The sequence below is a fragment of the Pseudomonas sp. B21-021 genome, assembly GCF_024749205.1.
Lineage (GTDB): Bacteria > Pseudomonadota > Gammaproteobacteria > Pseudomonadales > Pseudomonadaceae > Aquipseudomonas > Aquipseudomonas paraglycinae.
In genome coordinates, this window is record NZ_CP087192.1 from 3573075 (window position 1) to 3595714 (window position 22640).

The 22640-nt window shown below is 61.1% G+C and carries 14 protein-coding genes and 2 riboswitches; of the genes, 5 read left to right on the forward strand and 9 right to left on the reverse strand.

Annotation, left to right across the window (positions count from 1 at the left end):
* Nucleotides 1-8 precede the first annotated feature (8 nt).
* The 6 genes from LOY31_RS15935 to cobW all read right to left on the reverse strand — a co-directional run bounded on the left by LOY31_RS15935 (nucleotide 9) and on the right by cobW (nucleotide 10952).
* On the reverse strand, nucleotides 9-2594 hold the full coding sequence (locus LOY31_RS15935; protein ID WP_258711827.1) for a KAP family NTPase: 2586 nt from the start codon (nucleotides 2592-2594) through the stop codon (nucleotides 9-11).
* A 70-nt stretch (nucleotides 2595-2664) separates the two neighbouring features.
* Nucleotides 2665-4311, reverse strand: a complete 1647-nt coding sequence (locus tag LOY31_RS15940; RefSeq protein ID WP_258711828.1) for a phospholipase D-like domain-containing protein — start codon at nucleotides 4309-4311, stop codon at nucleotides 2665-2667.
* Nucleotides 4312-4351: 40 nt separating this feature from the next.
* Nucleotides 4352-5035, reverse strand: a complete 684-nt coding sequence (locus LOY31_RS15945) for a VWA domain-containing protein (protein WP_258713611.1) — start codon at nucleotides 5033-5035, stop codon at nucleotides 4352-4354.
* Nucleotides 5017-6018: an ATP-binding protein gene (locus tag LOY31_RS15950; RefSeq protein WP_258711829.1), complete on the reverse strand. Its 1002-nt coding sequence runs from the start codon at nucleotides 6016-6018 to the stop codon at nucleotides 5017-5019. Before LOY31_RS15950 ends, LOY31_RS15945 begins: the two co-directional genes overlap by 19 nt.
* Nucleotides 6019-6026: 8 nt before the next feature.
* Nucleotides 6027-9875, reverse strand: coding sequence for a cobaltochelatase subunit CobN (gene cobN, locus LOY31_RS15955; protein WP_258711830.1), 3849 nt, complete (start codon nucleotides 9873-9875; stop codon nucleotides 6027-6029).
* A 3-nt stretch (nucleotides 9876-9878) separates the two neighbouring features.
* Nucleotides 9879-10952 carry a cobalamin biosynthesis protein CobW gene (gene cobW / locus LOY31_RS15960; RefSeq protein WP_309475621.1) on the reverse strand — a complete coding sequence of 358 codons (1074 nt, stop codon included), beginning with the start codon at nucleotides 10950-10952 and terminating at the stop codon, nucleotides 9879-9881.
* Nucleotides 10953-11050: 98 nt separating this feature from the next.
* Nucleotides 11051-11261: riboswitch (cobalamin riboswitch) on the reverse strand.
* Nucleotides 11262-11988: 727 nt separating this feature from the next.
* Nucleotides 11989-12211: riboswitch (cobalamin riboswitch) on the forward strand.
* A 119-nt stretch (nucleotides 12212-12330) separates the two neighbouring features.
* Between cobW and LOY31_RS15965 the strand changes: the two genes are divergently transcribed.
* The 4 genes from LOY31_RS15965 to cobM all read left to right on the forward strand — a co-directional run bounded on the left by LOY31_RS15965 (nucleotide 12331) and on the right by cobM (nucleotide 14489).
* On the forward strand, nucleotides 12331-12528 hold the full coding sequence (locus LOY31_RS15965) for a CbtB domain-containing protein (protein ID WP_007959524.1): 198 nt from the start codon (nucleotides 12331-12333) through the stop codon (nucleotides 12526-12528).
* Nucleotides 12529-12539: 11 nt separating this feature from the next.
* The gene (locus tag LOY31_RS15970; RefSeq protein ID WP_258711831.1) at nucleotides 12540-13241 is read left to right on the forward strand and encodes a CbtA family protein; all 702 of its coding nucleotides are present in this window, start codon (nucleotides 12540-12542) and stop codon (nucleotides 13239-13241) included.
* Nucleotides 13238-13651 (forward strand): cobalamin biosynthesis protein, encoded by a 414-nt coding sequence (locus LOY31_RS15975; protein WP_007959522.1) that lies wholly within the window; start codon nucleotides 13238-13240, stop codon nucleotides 13649-13651. Before LOY31_RS15970 ends, LOY31_RS15975 begins: the two co-directional genes overlap by 4 nt.
* Before the next feature lie 91 nt (nucleotides 13652-13742).
* On the forward strand, nucleotides 13743-14489 hold the full coding sequence (gene cobM / locus LOY31_RS15980) for a precorrin-4 C(11)-methyltransferase (protein WP_258711832.1): 747 nt from the start codon (nucleotides 13743-13745) through the stop codon (nucleotides 14487-14489).
* A gap of 142 nt (nucleotides 14490-14631) precedes the next feature.
* Here cobM and nfuA read toward each other — a convergent pair whose 3' ends face one another.
* From nfuA to LOY31_RS15995, 3 genes are all read right to left on the reverse strand, one after another.
* Nucleotides 14632-15216, reverse strand: coding sequence for a Fe-S biogenesis protein NfuA (gene nfuA / locus LOY31_RS15985; RefSeq protein ID WP_007959519.1), 585 nt, complete (start codon nucleotides 15214-15216; stop codon nucleotides 14632-14634).
* 91 nt (nucleotides 15217-15307) lie between these two features.
* Nucleotides 15308-16309 carry an acyltransferase gene (locus LOY31_RS15990; RefSeq protein WP_258711833.1) on the reverse strand — a complete coding sequence of 334 codons (1002 nt, stop codon included), beginning with the start codon at nucleotides 16307-16309 and terminating at the stop codon, nucleotides 15308-15310.
* Between the two features lie 59 nt (nucleotides 16310-16368).
* On the reverse strand, nucleotides 16369-18663 hold the full coding sequence (locus LOY31_RS15995; RefSeq protein ID WP_258711834.1) for a fatty acid cis/trans isomerase: 2295 nt from the start codon (nucleotides 18661-18663) through the stop codon (nucleotides 16369-16371).
* A 158-nt stretch (nucleotides 18664-18821) separates the two neighbouring features.
* Between LOY31_RS15995 and metH the strand changes: the two genes are divergently transcribed.
* Entirely contained in the window at nucleotides 18822-22532 is a 3711-nt protein-coding gene (gene metH / locus LOY31_RS16000) for a methionine synthase (RefSeq protein WP_258711835.1), read from the forward strand.
* Nucleotides 22533-22640: the final 108 nt, after the last annotated feature.

Genomic DNA, 22640 nt, shown 5'->3' on the forward strand with positions numbered 1-22640 from the left:
GCTATGGATTAGCCATCAAACGAGTAACGTTGGATGATGCCCGTGTATTTTTCGACTCGATACTTCGATCCACCTTTCTGTTTCGAAACCATCCCTGTGTAGATATCCAGAATTTCACCAAAACGTTTGTATTCGGCTCGGAATTCATCCGTTTGTTTGTAAAGAGTCAGCGATTTGATGTCGCTCATCGCGCAACTGCCCGACGTATTCGCTAGGGACTTCAGCACTTGTGAAAAACAAACCGGAGTTCCCATTGCAATCGCCAACAGAGTCAGCAGAACCTTGTATTCACCGACGTCCAGCGCCTTGATGTCTTCAGTTTTGAGGCTGGCCTTGATCAAGCGATAGACGTTCAGGAAACGAAGCGCACGTCGGGGGGACGGACCAATGCAGGGCGCAAGCTTTTGCAATGCGTCGGTCTCACCTGGCGTGATGTGCAGTGCCTGGGCAGTAACATCTTCAACGTCGGGAACGTTCACTCTGGCATGGCCATCGAGTATCGAGCCTATCGGTTTCACGGACTCGGCACCTTTCATTCTTTCCAGCCGTCCATTCAAGAACTGCGCACTGGACGCCTTGTCCATTGGACGCATCCAATAGGGAATCTGGAAAATCTTCTCCAGATAGTCAGATACCGATGCTGTCTGTTGTTCTCCGACTTCACCCATCAATTCCGGATAATGTTGAAGCAATGCCTTGCGTACCCAGCGCACATCGACGGCAACCATCACCACGAACAACGGGAACGTCAGTAACAGATGCACCGCCTGCAAGACTTCTACAACTTTATCCGGCGAGCACCGATCCAGATCATCGATATAGAGCACAATGCGTTTGAATGATTGAACGTCAGTTTCAGATTGCTCTGCCGTTGCTTCTAACTTCGCAATGTCCTCATCATCCAGCAACGTTTTGTTCTCCTTCAGAAACTCCTTCATTTTCGCAGCAAATGCCTCACGTTCCGCCTCGACGGACTCCCTCAGGCTGCCCGCTTCGGCCACATTAAAGGCCAGCTCTTCGAAGTCCTTGCGTACGGTAGCGATCAGTCCCAAGTGCTGCGCGTAGGCCCCGTCAGTCGCGCGGGCACGAACAAATTTTTTCAGGCGACCGGCCCCTGTACCTTGAGAGAAATCGTGGTTAGCCAAAGCCAATTGCTCGCTGGTGACCTGCACCAATGCCTTGGCCTCTTCGACGCAAGCATTCATCCTGGCCAACCCTTCGCGCGCGGCCTCAAACGACTTTTCCTTATCGGCAAGCTCGCTCTTGATGACTTTATCCAGGGCCTTCTTGCCGGCTTCCAGTTGTTTCAATGCCGCGCGAGCCGTATCCCAGATGTAGCGCAGACGAGTCGTCACCGCCACCACTGCAAAACTCGACAGAATCAAGCCCTCATGCAGACTTTCCAGTGAAGGAAACTGGTTTTTTAGCAATGTCAGCCCTGTCGCGAGCCATGGCAACGCCAGAATGAGCGTGGCGAATGCCCCTACGCTCCACCAATTCAGCAGTTGAGACTTGTAACCGGTGGCCAGCAACCTGGCTTTTCCAGCCTCGTTACCTAATGCACTGGATATGCTCTGAAAATCCTTGACGCTATCAGCCAAAGTATCGATTCCAAGTAATCTGGCAGCGTTCGCCATCTCGGTTTTTGCCGCTTGAACCTCTTTGGCTGGAGCATCGGCGCCGAGAATCTCACTCAATGTTTCAAGATAGAGCAAGGGCGAAGTAACTGTTTTTGCATGAGCCTCCTCCAGTTCATTACGAGCCTTGAGCAGTTGCTCTGCGGCAGCGCGCTGCTCACGGCGGCGACGTACCAGTTCCTGAGCAGCATCCATCGTCAACATTCGAGAAGTCGACAAATGCTCGAGCAAAGGGTCACGTACCTCGGGATTGTGCTTTATGTACCAGCGATCCAGTTCGATGAACAAGTGACTGACAAGACTGGCCCACAGGTTGGTCTCCGCGTAATGCCAGGCATTGAATCGAATCTGTACGACATCCGTATGAAATGCCTCCGAACCTGACTCAGGGGCTTGGGCAGTCGGTTTGCCTTGGCTCAAACGCTCGATGTGTTGATAGATCAGCCGCATGAAGAACGACTTTCCGCTGCCCCAGTTACCAAACAATCCAATCGCCAGCGGAGGCGTGAAATCCTTGGCAACGGCCAGGCGTGCAAACGCTTTCGCCTCATCGTTTGCACCCAGGCGATCGTCCAGATCAGTTGCCCATGGGTCATCGTTCTGAGTAATCGCTATGGATGTGCTAGCCGAAGGGTTGATCCGCTTTTCCTGGGCTGATTCAAAGGCCCGTGCCATCTCCACTACCTCTTTGGGTACCTGAAGTGGTGGGTCTTGTTGGGGGATCTCTGATTGCACGGAGGTTTCATTTGATGCTGCGTTGGACTTTTCACGTACGGTTTGCTTGGTTTCTGATGACCGAAAAAGATTTTCTGGCGGGATACGCTGCCTTGAACGCTGCCCCTGTAACGGATCCGTTTGACGCGAGTCAGTTGAACTTTCGTCTGGTCTTTTCGAGTTCTCGTCGCGCTTTTGCAAGCTCTCGTCAGGCCGTATCGAACTCTCTATTTTGTTATCCATGACCTACTCCGGCTCATATGAGCAACCTGAGAAAGAATTCGGTGAAAAGGTATAAGCCCTCTCGCCCTCGCTAACGCCCGGCAAATCGCAGGCGAGACAATTGGCGCAGATCGTCCTCGACGTAGTAGTCGTTGGTCCAGCTGTCATCCGCCGCCAACGGCTGTACCTGCTTCAACGCCAGTTTCTTCGCGAAGTAGCGAAAACGGTAATGCTCGTAGAACCGCAGCAGTTCCAGGCCATAACGGTCCGCCAGATCGGTGTCGCCGCGAATGATCAGGTAGTTCTCGTCATTGCCGTTGCTGGCCGAGGAACTGAGGTTGTGGCTGCCGCTGATGAGGGTCGGGCTGTCGCTGGTGAAGTCGGTGACCACCGCTTTGGTGTGCACCAGCAGGTTGCCTTTCTGGCCCTTCATGTTCTCCCGCAGCCAGCCTTCCAGCCCGGTGTTGAGCAACGCGGTGGCGGCGAATTCGGCAGTTCGGTCGGCGTGAAACCCGGTGATGCGGCTGACGGTGTTTTGCAGGCCGTAACGCAGGATGTCGTCGTGGGGCTGGCCGAGCAATGCGTTGAGAATCGCGTCCGGCAAGGCGAATGCGGTGACGAACAGCAGGTCTTTTTTCGCCCCCTCGATGATATCGACGAACTCCCGCAGATCGGCGCCGCCGGTACGCGGTGAAAACCCGGCGAACAAGGGCTGCGCCGGGTTCATCGGGTTGTGTTGGGTGATCCAGTCGCGAGTGGTGCCGACGTCCGCCGGCTCGGCCCAGATCTGTTCGAAGGTTTTCAGGTAACTCGCGCTGACCGCCGAATCGTCCAGCACATGTACCACGTTGGCCTGGCGGTACACGCCGTTGGCGGTGAAGTTGGTGCTGCCGCACAGCACCGCTTGCGGCTGGCGCTCACCGCCTCCGTCCAGGCGGCTGAGGACGATGAACTTGTTATGGAAAATGTTGTGAGTGACCCGCCCGCGTTTGCTCGTCGACGGCAGTTTCGCAAGGCTCGCTTCGTTGATCGTCGTGTCTTCGTCGTCGGGCCGGGCGTGATACAGCACGCGCACCTGAACACCTCGATCGAACGCCGCGTTCACCGTGTCGATGATGGCTTGCAACTGGTATTCGTAGATCGCGATGTCCAGCGCCCACTGGCCGTCGACTGCACGCTCGATAAACCCTTGCAGGCGCCCGAGCAGACCGTTCTCCAGCCACTGACGCGCTGCATCGGGCCAGGCTTCGATGGGCATGTTTTTGTTGGCGCTGATCTGTGCGTCGAGATTGGGAAATTTGCGCTGAAACGCCTGACTGGCGGCCACGGCGCGGTTGAAGATCACGCCCTGGTTGGCGGGATGACCGTCGTCGGAGCGGATTGTCAGTTCCAGCGCTTCACCGAGTTGCGGCACATCCGGCGTGCCATACGCCAGGTGCACGCGATAGTGAATCGTCATGCCGGGATTGACCGCGTAATCGGCCCAGCGAAATTTCTGCAGCGGCGCCTTGTCGCTCGGCGTGGCGTGAAACTGCGGGAAGGTGTGAACCTTGCCGGGAAAAGTCAGGCTGTTGAACAGGAACAGCCACGGCTTGTCGCCCTGCTGCTTTTCGATGGCAAACCCCAGCAGACCTTTGCGGCGGGGTTCGGCGAGGTCCATGGCGAGCAGCACGCCGTTGGTGCCGGCGTAGGCCTTGACGCGAAAATCGTCCTGCGGATTGGCGACCAGTACGCGCATGATTCACTCCCTGTGATTTGGCCTTACTGCAGCATAGCTCTCAGACCGACAACAACTCGTCGATATGCCGGTAATCGGCGTCCAGTGCTGTCGCCAATTGTTTCGCGCGGCCCAGGCGAATCGGCCCGCGCTCGATATCGATCAACAGGCCCGGGCACGCGAGCCCGGGCAGTTCCGGACAGTCTTTCAATCGGCCATCGGTGATCACCAGCAACCGGTGCTGTTCGGCGGGGAAACGCTTGCGCCGCACCGCCAGCCAATGCCCGGCTTCCGTCAGCGCTGCCAACAGAGGCGTGCCGCCTCCCGCGCCCAAGCCATCGAGCCACGCGCGTAACCCGCTGGAGGCCTTCAGCCCCTGCACCTGCCATTTCGGCGCAGCGCCGCTCGCGGTCAACAATGCAAGCCGTGCGCGCTGCCGGTAAGCGTCGTCGAACAGTTGCGCGAGTACGCCCTTGGCATCACTCAATGCCTGATGGCGACGGGTCGAAGCGGAGGCGTCGACGATCACCAGCCACAGTTCATGGGGCGTGCGGGTGCGCAGTTGAAACAGCAGATCCGCTCTGGTTTTCGGACGGCCATTGAGCAAGGTTCCGGGCCAGTTCACCGAGCCACTGCGAGCCGCGTGACGCTTGCCCTGGCGACCGTTATCGAGGCGTCCGGCGCGGGGTCTGGCATTCGCCCCCGCTTCGGATCGGGGGCGAATGCCTAGGGCTTTTTTGGCCAGACAGGCACTTCGCGGCGAGCACCGGTCGAGAGTGCCGGCGCCGGCATTTCGCCCCACTGCCCCTGCCCTTCGCTCGGTTCGGCGTTAGTGCCGGATGGCGATTGCGCCGGTGGCTGCGCAGGGGATGAAGACTGTTCGCGGCGACGATGACGCAGTGCAAATTCAGCCACCGCATCGATGTCCTGCTCGGCGATGGCTTCCGCGCCACGCCACGCCGCATGAGCCCGCGCCGCACGCAGCCAGACCAGATCGGCGCGCAAACCGTCGACGCCTGCCGCGAAGCAGCGCTCGGTGATCTGCGCCAACGCCGCGTCATCCAGCGGGATACCCGGTAAAACCTTGCGGGCGTTCTCGCAGCGCTGACGCAGAGCTTGCTGCTCAGCCTCCCACTGCGCACAGAACGCCTGCGGATCGCTGTCGAAATCCAGCCGACGACGAATGATCTGCCCGCGCTCGGCCGGCGCCGTATGACCGCTCAGGGCGACGTTGAGGCCGAACCGATCCAGCAATTGCGGACGCAACTCACCCTCTTCCGGGTTCATCGTGCCGATCAATACGAACTTCGCCGAATGCCGATGGGAAATCCCGTCACGCTCGATCAGGTTGGTGCCGCTGGCAGCCACATCAAGCAGCAGATCCACCAGATGATCCGGCAGCAGATTCACTTCATCGACGTACAACACACCGCCGTCAGCCTTGGCCAGCACACCCGGAGAAAACTGCGCACGACCGTCGCTCAATGCCGCGTCCAGATCCAGCGTGCCGACCAGCCGCTCTTCCGTCGCCCCCAACGGCAAGGTGACGAACTGACCACTGGCCAACAGATCCGCCAGACCCCGGGCCAGCGTCGACTTGGCCATGCCGCGCGGGCCTTCGATCAGCACGCCGCCGATCTTCGGGTCGATGGCTGTCAGGTACAGCGCCAGTTTCAAGTCATCGGCGCCGACCACGGCGGAGAGCGGGAAATGCGGGGTGTCGGTCATGTTCAGTCTCAGCTCTCTTCTTCTATGTCCAGCAGCAGGTTTTCCAGGGCCTCTTTGTAGGCGCCCGGTTCCTGCCACATCCCGCGCTGCTGTGCTTCGAGCATGCGTTCGGTCATGTCGCGCAGCGCGTGGGGATTATGCTCGCGCACAAAGTCGCGGGTCGCCGGGTCCAGCAGATACGCATCGGCCAGCAAGGCGTACTGGTGATCGTCGATCAGTTGCGTGGTGGCGTCGAAGGCAAACAGGTTATCGACTGTCGCCGCCAGTTCGAACGCGCCTTTATAGCCGTGGCGCTTGACCCCGTCGATCCATTTCGGATTCGCCGCCCTGGAGCGGATGACACGGTTCAGCTCTTCCTTCAAGGTGCGGATCTTCGGCAGATCCGGCTGACTGTGATCGCCGTGATAACTGGCCGCCACCTCGCCGCGCAGACTTTCCACAGCGGCGAGCATGCCGCCCTGGAACTGGTAATAGTCGTTGGAATCGAGCAGGTCATGCTCGCGGTTGTCCTGGTTTTGCAGCACGGCCTGCACCTGGCTCAGGCGCTGGACGAATTGCTCGCGGGCGGCGGTGCCCTCATCGGAACCGCCGTAAGCGTAGGCGCCCCAGTTCAGGTAGACCTCGGCCAGATCCTCGCGGGTTTGCCAGAGTCGACCATCGATGGCGCCCTGCACGCCCGCGCCATAAGCGCCGGGTTTGGCACCGAAGATCCGCCAGCCGGCCTGACGTCGGGCAGCCTCTTCATCCAGCCCGGACTGGCGCAGCGCCTCACGCTCGGCACGCACTTTGGCGGCCAGCGGATTGAGATCGTCCGGCTCGTCCAGTTCCGCCACGGCTTGTACGGCAGCGTCGAACAGGCGGATCAGGTTGGCGAACGCATCGCGGAAAAATCCGGAGACCCGCAACGTGACATCCACCCGAGGTCGGTCGAGCAGGCTCAGCGGCAGAATCTCGAAATCATCGACCCGCTGACTGCCGGTGGCCCACACCGGACGCACACCCATCAGCGCCATGGCCTGGGCGATGTCGTCACCGCCGGTGCGCATGGTCGCGGTGCCCCAGACCGACAGGCCGAGCTGGCGCAGGTGATCGCCGTGATCCTGCAGGTGCCGCTCGAGAATCAGGGTTGCCGACTGGAAGCCGATTCGCCAGGCCGTGGTGGTTGGGAGATTACGCACGTCCACCGAATAGAAATTGCGCCCGGTTGGCAGCACGTCGAGGCGGCCGCGACTTGGCGCTCCGCTCGGGCCGGCCGGGACGAAACGGCCGCTGAGGGCATCAAGCAAGCCGTGCATTTCGGCCGGGCCGCAGGCGTCCAGACGCGGGGCGATCACTTCGCGCAGGTTCTCAATGATCGCGCTGACTTCAACCCAGCGCGGCTCCTGTGGGAGCGAGCCTGCTCGCGATGGCGTCAGGTCAGGCCATTCCGTTTTGAATGACCCACCGCTATCGCGAGCAGGCTCGCTCCCACAGGGGGATGGCAGTGACTGGGAGATCAACTGGGTGGCGAACAGCTCCAGGCGCTCGCGGGTATCTCCCGCCGTGCGCCAGACTTCATCGCTCAGCGATTGCAGTTCCATTGGGCGCAGGCCAGTCCAGGGGTCGGCAAGTGCACAATCCAGCGGATCGAACCCCAACTGAAACGCTTTGGCCAACGCCCGCAACAGACTCGATTGCGCACCCTTGCCATCGCCACGCGGAATCCGCAGCAACGCGAGCAAGGTGTCGATGCGCAAACGCCCGGTCGGCGACTCACCGAAAACATGCAAGCCATCGCGGATCTGCGATTCCTTCAAGTCACACAGATAAGTATCCAGACGCGGCAGCCAGATCGCCGCATCGGCATCGCTGTCGAGGCCTTCGTCCAGCTGCAATTCGCGATCAATCTGCGTGTCACGCACCAGTTGCAGAATGTCGCGCTGCAACTCCCGGGCACGGCGCGGATCGAGCAACTGAGCTTCGTAATACTCGTCCGCCAACAGTTCCAGATTGCGCAGCGGACCGTAGGTTTCGGCACGGGTCAGCGGCGGCATCAAGTGGTCGATGATCACCGCTTGAGTGCGACGCTTGGCCTGAGCACCCTCGCCCGGATCGTTGACGATAAACGGGTAGATATTCGGCAGCGGCCCGAGCAATGCGTCCGGCCAGCAGTTCTCCGACAGACCCACGCCTTTGCCCGGCAGCCATTCGAGGTTGCCGTGCTTGCCGACATGAATCACGCCGTGAGCGCCGTAGGTCTGGCGCAGCCAGAAATAGAACGCGAGGTACGCGTGCGGCGGCACCAGATCCGGGTCGTGATACACCGCGCTCGGATCGACCTGATAACCCCGCGCCGGTTGAATCCCGACGAAGGTCAGGCCAAACCGCAGGCCGGCGATCATCATTCGCCCGTCACGGCACATCGGATCGTTTTGCGGCGAACCCCAGCGCTCCAGCACCGCTGCGCGATTGGCTTCTGGCAATGCGTTGAACATCGCGAGGTAATCGTCCATCGCCAGGCTTTGCTGGCACGGGCGCTGATCGAGGGTGTCGAGGTCATTGCTGACGCCGCCGAGCAATTGCTGGATCAGTTCGGTGCCGCTGTCCGGCAGTTCGGCCGGCAACGGATAACCTTCAGCCTGCAACGCTCGCAGGATATTCAGCGCGGCAGCCGGCGTGTCGAGGCCGACGCCGTTGCCGATGCGTCCGTCCCGGGTCGGGTAGTTGGCAAGGATCAGGGCGATGCGCTTTTCAGCGTTCGGCACCCGCGCCAGATCGACCCAGCGCCGCGCCAGTTCGGCGACGAAATCCATGCGCTCGGGCTGGGCCCGATAACACACCACGTCGGACTGACTGCGCTCGCTGCGCCAGGCCAGATCCTTGAAGCTGATCGGCCGGCTGATGATCCGGCCATCAAGCTCCGGCAATGCAATGTGCATCGCCAGATCCCGCGGACCGAGGCCCTGCTCGCTCTCGCGCCAGCCGGGCTCGTTGTCCTGGGCGCAGATCGCCTGAATCACCGGAATGTTGCGACGGAACGGCCGCAGATGCGGCGCTTCCGGGCTGGACTGGGCGAAACCGGTGGTGTTCAAAATCACCGAGGCCTCGACCTCATCCAGCCAGTCCTCGACCACCGACAGGCAGCCGGGCTCTTTCAAACTGGCCACGGCGATCGGCAGCGGATTGAGTCCGGCAGCCTGTAACCGTTGGCAGAACACGTCGATAAACGCCGTGTTCGCCGCTTGCAAATGCGAGCGATAAAACAACACCGCCGCGACCGGTTGACCGGGCAGCCAGTCGGCTTGCCAGTCACTCAGTGCGGCGGTGCTTTTATTCGGGTGGTAAATCGCCGTGCGCGGCAGCGTCTGCGGCTCGCCCCACACGTAATCCCGCGCCAGCCAGCGATTGGCCAGGCAACGGAAAAAGTCCAGCGCATTGCCCATGCCGCCCTGACGCAAAAACTGCCAGAGCCGGTCGCGATCCTCGACGCCCACGGTGCTCAAGTCACTGAGTTCCGGGTCGGGCCGGTCATCGCCCGGCACCAGAATCACCTGCACGCCACGCTCGGACAGCTCGACCAGCCGCTCGACGCCATAACGCCAATACGCGATGCCGCCGTGCAGCGAAATCAGAATGACCTTGGCGTGACGCAGCACTTCATCGACGTACAGGTCGACCGACGCATGGTTCTGCACCTGCATCGGGTTGGCCAGCCGCACGCTCGGGTAATCCTCGGGCAGTTGCTGCGCCGCTTCGGCGAGCAGCGCGAGGCTGGAATCACCGCTGCACAGGATCACCAGCTCGGCGGGGGTTTGTCCAAGGTCGGCAATGTTGTCATCCGACACGAAACCGCCGGGCTGGGTCCTGAGCAGGTGCATGGCTTAAACGCTGAGCGCGGCGCGCAGTTGCGCTTCGAGCTGGGCTGCGTCCAGCTCCTGACCGATCAACACCAGACGCGTCACGCGCACCTCATCGGCGCCCCACTGACGGTCGAAGTGCTTGTCGAAACGCGTACCGACGCCCTGAATCAGCAGACGCATCGGCTTGTTCGGGATCGCCGCGAAGCCTTTGACCCGCAGGATGCCGTGCTGGACCACCAGTTGCGTCAGTGCGTCGAGCAGCAGGCTTTCGTCGGCTTGCGGCAGCTCGATGGAGATCGAGTCGAAGGCGTCGTGATCGTGGTCATCGTGATCGTCATCGCCTTCACCGTGGTGGTGATCGTGATTGCTGTGGCGGCTGTCGATGTGTTCTTCGGAACCGGCACCGAGGCCGATCAGCACGTCCAGCGGCAGGCGACCGTTGCTGGCTTCGATGATTTTTACCGCTGGCGGCAGTTCTTCGGCGACTTCCAGACGGACGCGCGCGAGGTCTTCAGGGCTGGTCTGGTCGGCCTTGTTGAGGATCACCAGGTCAGCGCTGGCCAGTTGGTCGGCGAACAGTTCGTGCAGCGGCGATTCGTGGTCCAGGTTCGGATCGAGTTTGCGCTGGGCATCGACCTGATCGGGGAACGCAGCGAAGGTACCGGCGGCCACGGCCGGGCTGTCGACCACGGTGATCACCGCGTCAACGGTGCAGGCGCTGCGGATTTCCGGCCACTGGAAGGCTTGCACCAGCGGTTTTGGCAGGGCCAGGCCCGAGGTCTCGATCAGGATGTGGTCGAGGTCGCCGCGACGGGCCACCAGTTCGCGCATCACCGGGAAGAACTCTTCCTGAACCGTGCAGCACAGGCAGCCGTTGGCCAGTTCGTAGACGCGGCCGGTGGCTTCTTCTTCGGTGCAGCCGATGGTGCACTGTTTGAGGATTTCACCGTCGATGCCCAGCTCGCCAAACTCGTTGACGATCACCGCGATGCGGCGGCCCTGAGCGTTGTCGAGCATGTGCCGCAGCAAGGTGGTTTTGCCCGAGCCGAGGAAGCCGGTGACGATGGTGACGGGGAGTTTGGCCAGTGTTTTCATCGGATGCCCTTTGGCAAGGTGGCGGGCATACGGGACGAGACCGGCAACGCGGGTGCGTGCCTGGAGAGTTCGCCACCGGATCACCCCGCCCGGTTGAAAGTGAGAATCTGTGACGAGGCAGGTCTCCTGGCTGACGGTGTTCGGGCCTTGGCCCGGTATTCGCTGCGCCTTCCCGCTGGCTCTGGATTGAGTTGGCAGTGGCGTGGCAGCGAACAGCACCGTTCACAGTTGCGGGGGCAGCCGCGGCTTGGACCGCGTTCCCTTCTTAGCTTCGGCGTGGGCCGAAGAACCTCGAAAGCGCAAGGCTACGCAGGGTGTGGGGATGGGTCAATGGTTGGTGCTTTTTGGTTTTGTGGGCATATCCGTTGCTGCGGTAACGGCTTCTTATGGTTTCGCTCTTACAGCGAGTCCCTTTTTCAAACGCCAAAAAGGAACCAAAAGGCTTTTGCCCCGGCGTACGGCACTTCGCTTAGGCTCAGTGTTCCCTCGCTACGGTGTCCATCAGGGGGCATCGCCTACGGTTTGCTTCGCTGCACCTCCTCTCGATGTATGCGGCTTCGCCGCACGGCGCTACGCGCCTACCCCCTGATGGACACCTCCGCTCGGCCTGCCGAAGGGGCAAAAAATCAAAAGCCAGAGCCAAAGCAAAAACCAGATCAAGAGCCCCCGCTCCTCACCACGCAACACGATGAGCGTTAGCTCGAGTACCGCTTTTGATCGCAGGGCCCGTCGGCAGGCTGAGTGGAGGGATTGATCCGGGGGTGGGAGCGCAGCGACCGTGCGGCGCAGCCGCATGCATCGAGAGGAGGTGCAGCGAAGCAAACCGTAGGCGATGCCCCCGGATCGATCCCGGAGCGAAGGAACCCCGAGCCTCAGCGAGGGGCCGTACGTCAGGGTTAGAGACCTTTTGGTTACTTTTGGGGCGTTTGCCAAAAGTGACCCGCCGTAAGGGCGGAACCCTAAGCAGCCATAACCGCAGCAACGGATCTGCCCCCAATCCCAATCCCAATTGACTCAAATCCCCCGCCCATGGTCTCCTACACAACTTGTTACGGGTGCCCCTCACAGGGTGAAACGGGAAACCGGTGAATCATGTGCTTTACTCTAAAGCCATGTCAGTCCGGTGCTGCCCCCGCAACGGTAAGCGAGCGAAGCGTCAGATCCACTGTGCCCACAGGCATGGGAAGGTGACGCTTGCAGGTCGGCCAGACGCCAACCCCTCGTGAGCCCGGAGACCGGCCCGCAACACAGTGCGCATCCTTGCGTCACTGAACATAACAAACCCGCGGTGGGCGGGCGCTGTTCGAACCTCTGCGTGCCCGGCCGCAGGGGTTTTCATGCGCTCAATTCACCCGCTGACACTCCAGAGGGAAGCGCCATGTCGATCATCAGCAGCACCGGCAGCAATTCGGACAAGATCTCCAGCACCACCACCCTGAGCCAACGCCTGACCGCCGCCGTCTGCGCGTCGATCCTCGGTGCGTGCCTCGTGTATTTCGCCGGTTTCTCGCACATCGAAGCGGTGCACAACGCCGCTCACGATACCCGCCACAGCGCCGCGTTCCCGTGCCACTGAGACCTGACGACATGATCAAGCGTATTGCGCAGACCGCAGGTTTCACCGGCCTTCTGGCCGCCCTGCTCCTGACGTTGCTGCAAAGCTTCTGGGTTTCGCCGCTGATTCTGCAGGCCGAGACCTTCGAGAAAGCCGAACCGGTTGCCGAAGTTCACGAACACGCCGCCGGCACCGCCGCCCATACACACGATGCCGAAGCCTGGGAGCCGGAAGATGGCTGGCAGCGCGTGGTCTCCACCACTGGCGGCAACCTGGTGGTTGCCGTGGGTTTCGCCCTGATGCTGGCGGGTCTGTACACCCTGCGTGCGCCGACCAAAACTTCGCAAGGCCTGCTCTGGGGTCTGGCCGGTTACGCGACCTTCGTGCTCGCGCCGACCATGGGCCTGCCGCCTGAGCTGCCGGGCACTGCCGCTGCGGATCTGGCCGCGCGGCAGATGTGGTGGATCGGCACTGCGGCCTCCACCGCTGTCGGCCTGTCCTTGATCGCGTTTAGCCGTCACTGGCTGATGAAGATCCTCGGCGTGGCGATCCTTGCCGTGCCGCATGTGATCGGCGCGCCACAACCGGAAGTGCATTCGATGCTCGCCCCGGAAGCCCTCGAAGCCCAGTTCAAAATCGCTTCGCAGCTGACCAACGTCGCGTTCTGGCTGGCCCTGGGCCTGATCAGCGCCTGGTTGTTCCGCCGCAAAAGCGAAGGTCAGTACCACGCATGACCGATGACAGCGCAGCGCCGACCTTCGTGGTCGGCCTGGGCTGCCAGCGCGGCTGCCCGGCCAGCACGCTGCGTGCATTACTTGACCAGGCGTTACAGGCGCATCGAATTGATCTTGAGAAGGTCAAGGCGCTCGCCAGTATCGACCTCAAGCGCGACGAACCCGGTTTGCAGGAACTCGCCACCCAACTGGCGCTGCCGTTGCTGTACTTCAGCAGCGAAGAACTGGCCAGTTACCAGCAACGTTTGAGTCATCACTCACAGATCGCCTTCGAACGCACCGGCTGTTATGGCGTAGCTGAAAGTGCCGCTCTGGCCCTCGCCGAACAATTGATCAGCGGCCCGGCAAAACTGCTGATTTCGCGGCAAAAGTACGCTCAGGCAACTCTGGCATTGGCCGGCGCGGCGTAAATTCCCGATAATCCCCGCTTTCGATCATGAGCATTCTTCATCTGAAGGGCTTGTGACGCACCGCCCTGCCCCTTTTCTACAGGATCCAACGATGACCGTTTACTTCATCGGCGCCGGCCCCGGCGACCCGGAATTGATCACTGTCAAAGGCCAGCGGCTGATCCGCAGTTGCCCGGTGATCATCTACGCAGGTTCGCTGGTGCCGACGGCGGTGCTGGAAGGTCATTGCGCTGAAACCGTGGTCAACAGCGCCGAGCTGCACCTGGAGCAGATCATCGACCTGATCAAGGCCGCCCACGCCAAGGGACAGGATGTGGCGCGGGTACATTCGGGGGATCCGAGTCTGTATGGCGCCATTGGCGAGCAGATTCGTTATTTGCGCGAGCTGGATATTCCGTTCGAGATCATTCCCGGTGTGACCGCCACCGCCGCGTGCGCCGCGCTGTTGGGCGCCGAACTGACCCTGCCGGACATCTCGCAAAGCGTGATCCTGACCCGATATGCGGACAAGACCGCGATGCCGGTTGGCGAAGAGCTCGGCAATCTGGCGCAGCACGGGGCGACCATGGCGATTCATCTGGGCGTCAATCATCTGGAGAAGATCCTGGCTGAGCTGCTGCCGCATTACGGCGCGGATTGCCCGATCGCGGTGATTCACCGGGCGACGTGGCCGGATCAGGACTGGGTGGTCGGGACGCTGGAGGATATTGCCGAGAAGGTTGCCGCCAAGGGGTTTCGGCGTACGGCGTTGATTCTGGTTGGGCGGGTGTTGGGTAGCGATCATTTCAGTGAGTCGTCGCTGTATCGCGCCGGGCATGCACATCTTTACCGCCCATGACGGCCCTTTCGCGAGCAAGCCCGCTCCCACATTTGATCGCATTCCAAATGTGGGAGCGGGCTTGCTCGCGAAGGCGTCATTGAATCTCACGCATAAAAAACGGCGCTCACGGGGCGCCGTTTTTCATGCCGCAGCGAACACCTTAGTAGTAGGCGTTTTCTTTCTGCGTGTGGTCGGTCACGTCGCGCACGCCCTTGAGCTCCGGAATGCGCTCAAGCAAGGTGCGCTCGATGCCCTCCTTCAGGGTTACGTCCGCCTGGCCGCAGCCCTGGCAACCGCCGCCGAACTGCAGCACGGCAATGCCGTCTTCAACCACGTCGATCAGGCTGACCTGCCCGCCGTGGCTGGCCAGCCCCGGGTTGATTTCAGTTTGCAGGTAGTAGTTGATGCGCTCGTTGATCGGGCTGTCGGCGTTGACCATCGGGACTTTGGCGTTTGGTGCCTTGATGGTCAGTTGGCCGCCCATGCGGTCGGTGGCGTAGTCGACGACGGCATCATCGAGGAACGCTTCGCTGAACGAGTCGATGTAAGCGGTGAAGCTTTTCAGCCCCAGCGCCGTGTCTTCAGGTTTCTCTTCGCCCGGCTTGCAGTAGGCAATGCAGGTTTCGGCGTACTGGGTGCCAGGCTGGGTGATGAAAACGCGGATGCCGATGCCCGGGGTGTTCTGCTTGGAGAGCAGATCGGCCAGGTAATCATGGGCGGCGTCGGTAATGGTAATAGCGGTCATGGAGACTCCTCGCAGGCTTGAGGCGGAGTTTACGCCAATCGGCGCGCGGCACAAAGTCCTAGTATTTACGTAGGAATAGTTCGCAAATCGGCTAGGCGCCAGGTTCTCCGTCAATCCGCGCTTTAAGCCATTGATAACTGCGTTTTTCCACCCATTCGTAGCTCAGCCACGAACCGATAGCGATGGCCAGCGCACAGACGACAAACATCAAATACGGGTTGATCCCGTAGCGTCGGGCCAGATAACCGCCGGCCGACAGCACCAGCACGTGCATCAGATACACCGAGTAAGAACAGTCACCCAGCAGCTTCAGCAGCCTGTTGCGCTCGACATGACGTTCGAGCGCCATGCTGGCCATGACCAGCACCGCACTGGGCACGCCCCAGTTCAGCAATCGGGGTTCCGGCGGCAGGTGATAGATCGCCAGCAACCCCGCACCGATCCCCAGTAACGGCAGCCACAGCGCCGGCCCGATCCAGCCGCGACGGTAAAGCATGCCGATGCCGATCCCCAGCAGGAACTCATAAACGATGCCCGAGCGATAAAACTCGCTGACCCAGCCAAACCCGGTCCAGGCCTGGCACACCGCAAACAGCAGCGCCGCGACCACCAGCAAGCGCACTTGCAGCCGGAACAACAGCGCCCAGGCGAACAGCACGTAGAACAGCATTTCGTAATTCAGGGTCCAGCCGACATTCAGGGTCGGGTAGATCCCGTAGCCGCCGGGATTTTCGGTCGGGATAAACAGCAACGACAGCAGCAAATGACTCCAGTCCACCGTCTGATCCGGCAGCAACGGCCGGGCGAACACCACCAGCAACGCCATCAGCACCGTGTAGAGCCAATACGCCGGGACAATGCGAAACAGTCGATACAACAGAAACCGCGCCGGCGGCAGCGCCTTGCCTTCGGTGGACAGGAAAATCACCAGCCCGCTGATCACGAAAAAGATATCGACGCCCACGGCGCCCTTGTCGATGAACAGCTGGCCTATCGGCCCGCGCGCCTCGAAGTCGAAGAAAATCTGCATGAAGTGATGGCAGACCACCGCCCACGCGGCGAGCGCTCGCAGGGCCTGCACTGAAATCAACATCGATGGTGCTCCCGATCCCGTACTTCACAGGATTGGGACAACCGCCATCGCTCAAACGATCAAAGATTCTCGTACCGGTTCATGTCCAGCACACCCTCTTCCACCGGGTCGGTTTCGTGGATGTACTGGCTCAAATCATGGAAATAGAACCAGAACTGCGGATGGCTGCGGCGGATACCCCAACGTTCGACGATTTTCTCGAACTGCGCGGCGTCCTTCGCACTCTCCATGGCATCGACAAACGCCGGCACCTGATCCGCCGGGATGTTGAACATGAAATTCGGGTAGCTGCTTAGCACACCCGGATAGATCGTCAGCGTGTCCAGCCCCGGTTGATAGCGCAGCGATTCACCGAGCAGGAACGCCACGTTGCTGTGCGCACGGTTGCGCAGCAGGCTGTAGACCTCGCGCTTGCCGCTGCGGGTTTCAACCCGAAGCATGGTCGCTTCCGGCAATTGATCGATCACTTTCAGGCCGGCTGCCGGGCGCGAAGTCAGGCGACTGAGGGCCTGCTCGGCGTTCTGCAACGCCGGATCAATGTTCGGGCGCGAGCAATAAGCGTCTTCGCAGCGGTTGATCGGATCCGGACGCGCATTGAGATCGCCGTAGCGCGCCAGCAATTGCATGGCGAAATCGTGCTTCGGGTCTTTCTCGTCGAGTTTCAGCGCGGTTGGCTTATCGTCATCGATGGCTTCGTAATCGAGCCACATCTTGAACTGGCCGCTGCTCTGGTACCAATCGTCGAGGTAACCCTCGCGGGAGTCGGCGGGCATCAGGCGCAGGAAGTTCTGTTCGGCACCGTTGCGGATCAGGTCGAAATACAAGCGCGTTTGCGCCTGATGGGAAACGTTGCCGAACACATCGAAATTCACCGCCAACTGGTAATAGGTGCGCTCCAGCAGCGGATAGTCGAACAGCCACATGGTCTGCGGCACTTCGCCGATCAGGCCTTTGGTCACCGAGGCGCTGTCGAAGTGGCGGAAGATGCTGAGCAAGGCGTTGTCGTTGCCGGCCCACAGGGTCGACCAGCTCGGTGCCGGCAAGTCGGCGTAGCTGTCACGGCGCAGGGCTTCGTATTTGTTTCGCTTGTTGCGGTAGTTGTGCCACAGGCTCAGGACACTGCCGACATCGTCGTTCTGCCCCGGCATGGCCAGCAATGGCGTGGCCTGGCCGCGATAGTTCGGGTCGGTGATGTACAGATCGTGTTCCGGTGCCTGGAACAGCGCCCAGAAGTTGTCGCGGATCACGTCGGTCGCGATCTGCCCACGGCACACCGGGCCGCGAATGAAGGTGCGCACGAAGTATTCGGCGTTATCAAGCATGAACTGGTAACGCGCCTGCGCCGGGATCGCCTCGAAGGTCGCGAACGGGTTGGCCCGGCTCTGCGGCCCGTAGCCCGGCAAGGCGTTGACCTGCCAGTTGCCGTTGTAGAACAGGCTTTTGACCCGCGCCATCTTCGCCGCGCTCAGCGGATAGGTGATGTGGGTCTTGTGCACGATCACGCCCTGCACCGGCCACAGGCGGTAATACACCTGAGTGCCCGGATCGTCGTTCGGGCGACGCGTGGCGATCAGATCGATCGGCTTCCCCGTCGGTGTGCGCGAACGCACCCACTGGAAGTAATGCCCCGGCTCGCCGTCCTTGAAATAGATGTGCGCCAGGAACCAGTGCTCGTACAGCCAGCGCCCGACCAGACTTTCCCGCGCGCCGGGCTGGTTGAGCAGGTTTTCCCACTGGACGATTTGCAGCGCTTCCTTGGTGCTCGGCGCCAGGCCTTGCTCATCGATCGGCGCGCCGGACGCCAGCCAGCGTTGCAGCGTCTGATATTGCTGATCGGTCAGGCCAGTCACCGCCAGCGGCATGCCCTCTTTCGGGTGGGCGCCGGCATAGCCGTCGAATTCGGCGGGCATCGCGCACAGGTTCTCGCGGTTGAGGCCCAGCACGATGTCTTCCGGCAGCTTGGCGTTGGGGGTCAGTGGTGTTTTGTGTCCCAGCTCCAGCATGCGCGCCATCAGCGCGGCCTGGCTGCCTTGGGCGTCGAGCACCGAATAGAAGTCTTTCTGCTGCCAGGCACGTTTGCCGAAGGCGTCATAGAACAGCCGCGTGGTCGGTGCCGCCTGGGTGCGTTCGCCATCGTAGACCGGCATCTTGCTCGCGCCACGGGCCGCGCCTTCGCCGCTGCCAAGGTTCAACTGACAGGCAGAGTCGTAACACGCATGGCAGGCCACGCACTTCTCGTTGAAGATCGGCTGGATGTCTCGGGTGTAGGAGATAGGAGAAGAAATAGCGGGACTCTGCGCCGCCGCGCCAAAGCTTAAAAACAGCAATGCAATGCTGATGACGCGGTACGACATATCCCTGATCCTGATCCTGAAGAAAAACGCCGCGATTCTACCGCTATGACGCCCGTGCCAACATGAGCGATATTCATGCAAAAGCGCCACATGCTCTAAATCGGCACAGGTTTGTTATGATCCCGCTCCTTCGTCATGGTCTTTTTCGAGTAGTCCCAATGTCCGATCGCAGCGTCCGCCTTCAAGCTCTCAAGCAAGCTCTCAAAGAGCGCATCCTGATTCTCGACGGCGGCATGGGCACGATGATCCAGAGCTACAAGCTCGAAGAGCAGGATTATCGCGGCAAACGCTTCGCCGACTGGCCGAGCGACGTCAAGGGCAACAACGACCTGTTGGTCATCACCCGTCCGGACGTGATCGGCGGGATCGAAAAAGCCTATCTGGATGCCGGCGCCGACATCCTCGAGACCAACACCTTCAACGCCACCCGCATTTCCATGGCCGACTACGGCATGGAAGAACTGGCCTACGAACTCAACGTAGAAGGCGCACGACTGGCGCGCAAGGTCGCTGATGCCAAGACTGCCGAGAACCCGGACAAGCCGCGCTTCGTCGCCGGCGTGCTCGGTCCTACGAGTCGCACCTGCTCGCTGTCGCCGGATGTCAACAACCCGGGCTATCGCAACGTCACCTTTGACGAGCTGGTGGAGAACTACACCGAAGCCACCAAAGGTCTGATCGAGGGCGGCGCCGACCTGATCCTGATCGAAACCATCTTCGACACCCTCAACGCCAAAGCCGCGATCTTCGCCGTGCAAGGCGTGTTCGAAGAACTGGGCTTCGAGCTGCCGATCATGATTTCCGGCACCATCACCGACGCCTCCGGCCGTACCCTGTCGGGCCAGACCACCGAAGCGTTCTGGAACTCCGTGGCCCACGCCAAACCGATTTCGGTCGGCCTGAACTGCGCCCTCGGTGCCCGCGAACTGCGTCCGTACCTCGAAGAGCTGTCGGACAAGGCCAGCACCCACGTTTCGGCGCACCCGAACGCCGGCCTGCCGAACGAATTCGGCGAGTACGACGAGCTGCCGGTGGACACCGCCAAAGTCATCGAAGAATTCGCCCAGAGCGGGTTCCTCAACATCGTCGGCGGTTGCTGCGGCACCACGCCGGGCCACATCGAAGCCATCGCCAAAGCCGTCGCCGGTTACGCGCCACGGCAGATTCCGGACATTCCAAAGGCCTGCCGCCTGTCGGGCCTGGAGCCGTTCACCATTGATCGCAGCTCGCTGTTCGTCAACGTCGGCGAGCGGACCAACATCACCGGTTCCGCGAAATTCGCCCGCCTGATCCGTGAAGACAACTACACCGAAGCCCTGGAAGTCGCCCTGCAGCAGGTCGAGGCCGGCGCCCAGGTGATCGACATCAACATGGACGAAGGGATGCTCGATTCGAAGAAGGCCATGGTGACCTTCCTCAATCTTATTGCCGGCGAGCCGGACATCTCCCGCGTACCGATCATGATCGACTCCTCGAAGTGGGAAGTGATCGAAGCCGGCCTCAAGTGCATTCAGGGCAAGGGCATCGTCAACTCGATCAGCATGAAAGAAGGCGTCTCGCAGTTCATCCACCACGCCAAGCTGTGCAAGCGCTACGGCGCCGCCGTGGTGGTGATGGCGTTCGACGAAGCCGGCCAGGCCGATACCGAAGCGCGCAAGAAAGAAATCTGCAAACGCTCCTACGACATTCTGGTCAACGAAGTCGGCTTCCCGCCGGAAGACATCATCTTCGACCCGAACATCTTCGCCGTGGCCACCGGCATCGAAGAACACAACAACTACGCTGTGGACTTCATCAACGCCTGTGCCTACATCCGTGACGAACTGCCGTATGCCCTGAGCTCCGGCGGCGTGTCCAACGTGTCGTTCTCGTTCCGCGGCAACAACCCGGTGCGCGAGGCGATCCACTCGGTGTTCCTGCTGTACGCGATCCGCGCCGGCCTGACCATGGGCATCGTCAACGCCGGTCAGCTGGAGATCTACGACCAGATCCCGCAGGAACTGCGCGACGCCGTTGAAGACGTGATCCTCAACCGCACCCCGGAAGGCACCGACGCCCTCCTCGCCATCGCCGACAAGTACAAGGGCGACGGCAGCGTCAAGGAAGCCGAGACCGAAGAGTGGCGCAGCTGGGACGTCAACAAGCGTCTGGAGCATGCGCTGGTCAAAGGCATCACCACTCACATCGTCGAAGACACCGAAGAATCCCGTCAGTCGTTCGCCCGCCCGATCGAAGTGATCGAAGGCCCGCTGATGTCCGGCATGAACATCGTCGGTGACCTGTTCGGCGCCGGCAAAATGTTCCTGCCGCAGGTGGTGAAATCCGCCCGTGTGATGAAGCAGGCTGTGGCTCACCTGATTCCGTTCATCGAACTGGAAAAAGGCGACAAGCCGGAAGCCAAGGGCAAGATCCTCATGGCCACCGTGAAAGGCGACGTACACGACATCGGCAAGAACATCGTCGGCGTGGTGCTGGGTTGCAACGGCTATGACATAGTCGACCTCGGCGTGATGGTCCCGGCCGAGAAGATCCTGCAGGTGGCCAAGGAGCAGAAGTGCGACATCATCGGCCTGTCCGGCCTGATCACCCCGTCGCTGGATGAAATGGTCCACGTGGCCCGCGAGATGCAGCGTCAGGACTTCCACCTGCCGCTGATGATCGGCGGCGCGACCACCTCCAAGGCGCACACGGCGGTGAAGATCGAGCCGAAGTACAGCAACGACGCGGTGGTCTACGTGACCGACGCCTCTCGCGCCGTGGGCGTGGCGACGCAGTTGCTGTCCAAGGAACTGAAAGCCGGTTTCGTCCAGAAGACCCGCGAAGAGTACATCGACGTCCGCGAGCGCACCGCCAACCGCAGCGCCCGCACCGAACGCCTGAGCTACGCGGCTTCGATCGCGAAAAAACCGCAGTTCGACTGGGCCACTTACACCCCGGTCAAACCAACCTTCACCGGCACCCGCGTACTGGACAACATCGACCTCAACGTACTGGCCGAGTACATCGACTGGACGCCGTTCTTCATCTCCTGGGACCTGGCCGGCAAGTTCCCGCGCATCCTCGAAGACGAAGTGGTCGGTGAAGCGGCAACCTCGCTGTACAAGGACGCCCGCGAGATGCTGACCAAGTTGATCGACGAGAAGCTGATCAGCGCCCGTGCGGTGTTCGGCTTCTGGCCTGCCAATCAGGTGCATGACGACGATATCGAGCTGTACGGCGATGACGGCAAGCCAATGGCCCGCCTGCATCACCTGCGCCAGCAGATCATCAAGACCGACGGTAAACCGAACTTCTCCCTGGCCGACTTCGTCGCGCCGAAGGACAGTGAAGTGACCGACTATGTCGGTGGTTTCATCACCACCGCCGGCATCGGCGCCGAAGAAGTGGCCAAGGCCTATCAGGACGCTGGCGACGATTACAACTCGATCATGGTCAAAGCCCTGGCTGACCGCTTGGCCGAGGCCTGCGCCGAGTGGCTGCACCAGCAAGTGCGTAAAGAGCATTGGGGTTACGCCAAGGATGAAGTCCTCGACAACGAGGCATTGATCAAAGAGCAGTACTCCGGCATCCGCCCTGCCCCGGGCTACCCGGCGTGCCCGGATCACACCGAGAAGGCCACCCTGTTCGCCCTGCTCGACCCTGAAGCCCAGGAAATGCGCGCCGGCCGCAGCGGCGTGTTCCTGACCGAGCACTACGCGATGTTCCCGGCGGCAGCGGTCAGCGGCTGGTACTTCGCCCATCCGCAGGCGCAGTATTTTGCCGTGGGCAAGGTCGACAAGGATCAGGTGCAGAGCTACACCTCGCGCAAAGGCCAGGAACTGAGCCTGACCGAACGCTGGCTGGCGCCTAATCTGGGTTACGACAACTAATACAGCTTCACGAAATACCCTGTGGGAGCGAGCTTGCTCGCGAAAACGGTCGATCATTCAGCATTAATGTTGAATGGCGCGCCGCCATCGCGAGCAAGTCGGATCGTC

Bases quoted from the DNA above. Each gene is read 5' to 3' on its own strand.
- LOY31_RS15935 (WP_258711827.1), bottom strand. From the start codon at position 2,594: ATGGATAACAAAATAGAGAGTTCGATACGGCCTGACGAGAGCTTGCAA.
- LOY31_RS15940 (WP_258711828.1), bottom strand. From the start codon at position 4,311: ATGCGCGTACTGGTCGCCAATCCGCAGGACGATTTTCGCGTCAAGGCC.
- LOY31_RS15950 (WP_258711829.1), bottom strand. From the start codon at position 6,018: ATGACCGACACCCCGCATTTCCCGCTCTCCGCCGTGGTCGGCGCCGAT.
- cobN (WP_258711830.1), bottom strand. From the start codon at position 9,875: ATGCACCTGCTCAGGACCCAGCCCGGCGGTTTCGTGTCGGATGACAAC.
- cobW (WP_309475621.1), bottom strand. From the start codon at position 10,952: ATGAAAACACTGGCCAAACTCCCCGTCACCATCGTCACCGGCTTCCTC.
- LOY31_RS15965 (WP_007959524.1), top strand. From the start codon at position 12,331: ATGTCGATCATCAGCAGCACCGGCAGCAATTCGGACAAGATCTCCAGC.
- LOY31_RS15970 (WP_258711831.1), top strand. From the start codon at position 12,540: ATGATCAAGCGTATTGCGCAGACCGCAGGTTTCACCGGCCTTCTGGCC.
- LOY31_RS15975 (WP_007959522.1), top strand. From the start codon at position 13,238: ATGACCGATGACAGCGCAGCGCCGACCTTCGTGGTCGGCCTGGGCTGC.
- cobM (WP_258711832.1), top strand. From the start codon at position 13,743: ATGACCGTTTACTTCATCGGCGCCGGCCCCGGCGACCCGGAATTGATC.
- nfuA (WP_007959519.1), bottom strand. From the start codon at position 15,216: ATGACCGCTATTACCATTACCGACGCCGCCCATGATTACCTGGCCGAT.
- LOY31_RS15990 (WP_258711833.1), bottom strand. From the start codon at position 16,309: ATGTTGATTTCAGTGCAGGCCCTGCGAGCGCTCGCCGCGTGGGCGGTG.
- LOY31_RS15995 (WP_258711834.1), bottom strand. From the start codon at position 18,663: ATGTCGTACCGCGTCATCAGCATTGCATTGCTGTTTTTAAGCTTTGGC.
- metH (WP_258711835.1), top strand. From the start codon at position 18,822: ATGTCCGATCGCAGCGTCCGCCTTCAAGCTCTCAAGCAAGCTCTCAAA.